Here is a 3,989-nt window from a genome sequence, read left to right as displayed (position 1 = left end):
CTCGTGGACGACCTCAACTCGCCCGTCGCCGGACTCACCGGGGTCGGCAACTTCATGCAGCGCTCCTACGTGAAGAGCGCCCTGGTCGGCCGGCTGCTCAGCCAGCACGGCTTCACCACCCATCCGGAGCACGCCGAGGTGCCGATCGAGCGCCCCATCTTCGTGGTGGGCCTGCCGCGCACCGGCACCACCGCACTGCACCGCCTGCTCACGGTCGACGAGCGCCACCAGGGCCTGGAGCTGTGGCTCACCGAATACCCCCAGCCGCGCCCCGCCAGGGAGACCTGGGACGACAACCCCATCTATGCCGGCATCAACCAGGCCTACTCCGCACACAACGTGGAGAACCCCGAGTTCATGGGCATCCACTACATCGACGCCGCCAGCGTCGAGGAGTGCTGGAGGATCCTGCGCCAGGGAGGTACGTCGATCGGATACGAGTCGCTGGCCGACGTGCCCCGCTACTCGGCCTGGCTGGCCCAGCAGGACTGGACGCCGTCGTACGAGCGCTACAAGGCCAACCTGCAGCTGATCGGCCTCAATGACCAGGAGAAGCGCTGGGTGCTCAAGAACCCGTCCCACCTGGCTGCGCTCGACGCCCTGATGACCGTCTTCCCCGATGCCCTCATCGTGCAGACCCACCGCGACCCGGTGGTCTCGATGGCATCGGCCTGCTCGCTCTCCGCCGAGGCAACTGCCGGTTGGTCGACCACGTTCGTCGGCAAGCGCATCGGCGAGACCCAGCTCGAGATGCTCTCCCGCTCCCACGCAAGCTTCGTCGAGGCCCGCAAGAAGTACGACCCCAAGCAGTTCATCGACGTCGACTACTCCGAGTTCGTCGCCAACCCGCTCGGCGTGACCCGGTCGATCTACGAGACCTTCGACCTCGACTGGTCACCTCAGGTCGCCGGCGAGGTCGAGGCCATGGACGCCGAGTCCAAGAAGGGCGGCCGTCGCCCCGCCCACCAGTACTCCCTCGAGGACTACGGCCTCACCGAGGAGCAGATCCGCGCCGCTTTCTGATCCGTTCCAGGCACGGCAATTCCCCGCCCGGGCGGGGAATTGCCGTCCTGGTGCGTGTGGCAACAGCCACCAAGCCTGCAATTTGGTGACAGAGTCCGGGCGCTGTGTCGGAGTCGACCACTCTCCAGCGAGGCGCGGTGGATGACGACTGCCCTCCACAGGCGCCGTCGGTACGCCGCCCCGTGTCGCCGCGCGTTCCTAGCGTCGGGGCATGTTGATCAATCCGAACCTTGTCGTCCCCCCGGGATGGAGCGTCGAGAGATGTCCTGAGACCGGGGACGACCTACTGCTCTGCGACGCCCTGCCCGCCAGCGGTTTCCGTCCCCGCGCGACGCTGACCAGCGCTCGCTGCGCCTTGTCCCTGCGCGAGTGGCAGGACGCCCAAGTGCTGGCGGTCCGCCAGTCGCTGAGCCGCGTGGACGTCGAAGATGTCGACATCCACGACCTCGGGATGTGCGATGCCGCCTACGTCCGAGTGCTGCACACCTTCGGAGAGCGCGACGTGATCACCGAGATCTGGTCGTGGGTCGCGGCCGAGGTTGCGTGGACCCTCCGCGCCACTGTTGACCACTGCGACTACGCCGACTTCTGCGATGTCTTCGAGCAGCTGGCGCTGTCGTTCAGGTCGTCATGAGCCGGAGGTTCAGACGGTGATGCCACGACGACGGGCGATCGCCGCCGCCTCGGTGCGCCCGGAGGCGCCCAGCTTCCGCAAGATGTTGGAGACGTGCACCGACACCGTCTTGGTGCTGATGAAGAGCTGGCGCCCGATCTCCCCGTTGCTGCGGCCAGCCGCCACCAACGTGAGGATCTCGCTCTCCCGCGGCGTCAGGGCCTCGTCGCTGCCCTGGCCACGCGCCGGGGACGCCCCCATCGTCTGCAACGCATCGAGCAGTGGCTGCGCACCGAGCTCGGCAGCAGTGATCCGCGCCCGGTCGACGTGTTCGCGCGCCGCGACCACGTCACCCGACGCACGGAGGATTTCGGCCAACCGGAGCTGACAGCGCGCTGTCTCGTAGGGGTGCTGGAGCTCGATGAAGTGCGTCGTGGTCTCCTGCCAGAGACCGATCAGATCCGCCAGGTCGGGAGCCTCCACGTCGCTGAGCCACCGCAACCGCAGGAACTCCGCCTCCAGACGCTTGGACCACGTCTTGGACTCGGGTCCCCAGTGGCCGCCGCCCTCATGGTGGTGCTGGACCACCTTCGATGCGCCGGCATGGAGCGATCGGGCCCGCTCGACCTGTCGGGCACGTTGGTCGCCGGTCAGGCCCGGTGCCGCGTCAGCCATCACCCCGATCATCACGGCAGTGAGTCTGACCCTGGCCTGGAAGAGCGGCGTCCAGATGGACGAGAGCACCTCGATCGCCTGGTCACCGACCGACAGAGCCTCCTCGAGCCGCCCCGCGCGAGCGAGCTCCTCGACCTCCACCGGGACACCGACGACGGCAACCGAACCGTCCTTGCGCCAGTCGTCGTGCAGGGCACGCAGCCTCTCTGCCTGTGGACGGCCCCGCGCCGAGAGCACCGCTGCCTGCCACACGACCAACAGCACTTCGGCGAGATGGGGCGGTGACTGGCCGTCGACATCGGCGAGCTCCAGCGCCGTGTCCCAGTCACCGGTGACGACGGCGATCTGAGCCGACTGCAGGCGGGAGTCGAAGGCGAAGGGGGCCCAGGGGATGCCCAGCGACTTCGCCCGCTCGATCGCCTTGGCGAAGGTGGCCAGTGCATCGGCGAAGAGGCCGCGGTCCTGATAGACACGCCCCAGCAGGAAGTAGGCACGTTGCTCGGCGGCCACCGCTCCGGTGCGGACCGCCCGCTCGGCGCTCTCCTGCAGGGCCTTCTCCAACTGTTCGATGGGCACGCTGCGGTCGAGGAAGACCAACGTGGTCATCGCCTCGCTCGCGGTCTTCGGCAGGTTGAGGGTCTCTGCAAGAGCCAGTGCCTCGGTCGCAGTCTCCTCCGCCTCGGGCAGACGCTTCAACGCCATCACCCGAGCCGAGGCTGCCATCAGCTTGGCCCGGTCTCGTCCCGCCTCCTGGGGGATGAGCTGCATCGCGGTGCGGAGGTGGCCGTGCCAGTCGATGTCGTTGTCGGTGAGCAGCGCGGTATAGGCCATCTGTAGGTGGAGCCGCGCCAGCGACGTGTCGTCAGCGGTGTCCTCGACCGCACGAAGGTGTCGTGACAGCAGCTTCTGCGCACGGATCAGGCTGCCGCTGTCGACCAACGCATCCACCGTCTTGAGCACCAGTGCGGACACGTCGAGATCGGGGCTGTGTCGCGAGTCCTCAGCGATCTCCAGTGCATTTTCGTAGTGGCGCGCAGCCTCGTCGGGACCACCGACCGAGGCTGCCTCGTCACCCGCGCGGATGCTGGCGAGCAGAGCAGTGGGTAGGTCGAGGGCGGCCCGCGCATGCAGCGCCAGCTCCGCGGCGGTGCCGTCAGCGACACCGTCGCGCAAGGCCTCGACGTACGCCGCGTGGATGCGGACGCGCTCCCCGGGCAGGAGATCGTCGTAGACGGCCTCGGCCAGCAGGGCGTGCCGGAAGGCATAGTCGTGGCTCCCGGCGGTCACCACCACGTGTGTCTCGACCGCGCGCCGCAACGCCTGGTCGAGCTCGGTCGCACTGACCCCGCTGGCGGCGGCGAGCAGGTCGTGTGAGACCCGGCGACCACCCACCGACATCGTGCGCACCACCTGGCGTGCGACGTCGTCGAGTCGGTCGAGGCGGATCAGCAGCAGGTCGGCCAGGTCGACGGGAACGCCGCCCCTGGAGGCACCGACGAGCTCCTCGACGAAGAAGGCGTTGCCCTCGGCCCGCTGCACGATGCAGGCGAGCTCGGTCTCTGCGAGGGGGTCGGGGTGGAGACCGCGCACCAGCTGCCGCACCGCGCCGTCGTCGAGCGGACCGAGCTGCAGCCGGGCGACCCCTTGGATGCGGGACCACTCAGCTGCCTTGGCACGC

3 protein-coding genes are annotated in these 3,989 nt (G+C 68.6%); 2 read left to right on the top strand and 1 reads right to left on the bottom strand.

Annotated elements, in window-relative coordinates; genetic code table 11:
* Together L1066_RS17560 and L1066_RS17555 are read left to right on the top strand one after the other, a co-directional pair.
* A partial coding sequence (locus L1066_RS17560; RefSeq protein WP_235737523.1) for a sulfotransferase family protein occupies positions 1-1,023 on the top strand: 1,023 nt, incomplete at its 5' end.
* Positions 1,024-1,234: 211 nt separating this feature from the next.
* A complete protein-coding gene (locus tag L1066_RS17555; protein WP_235737522.1) occupies positions 1,235-1,657 on the top strand; it encodes a hypothetical protein in 423 nt (140 codons plus the stop codon).
* Between the two features lie 9 nt (positions 1,658-1,666).
* Here L1066_RS17555 and L1066_RS26970 read toward each other — a convergent pair.
* Positions 1,667-3,989: helix-turn-helix transcriptional regulator (locus L1066_RS26970; protein ID WP_283095489.1), on the bottom strand; the 2,323-nt coding region annotated here is incomplete at its 5' end.

The organism is Nocardioides alcanivorans, from assembly GCF_021555175.1.
Classification (GTDB): domain Bacteria; phylum Actinomycetota; class Actinomycetes; order Propionibacteriales; family Nocardioidaceae; genus Nocardioides; species Nocardioides alcanivorans.
The sequence above is the reverse complement of the archived record's forward strand: the minus strand, read 5'-3'. Positions and strand labels throughout refer to the sequence as shown.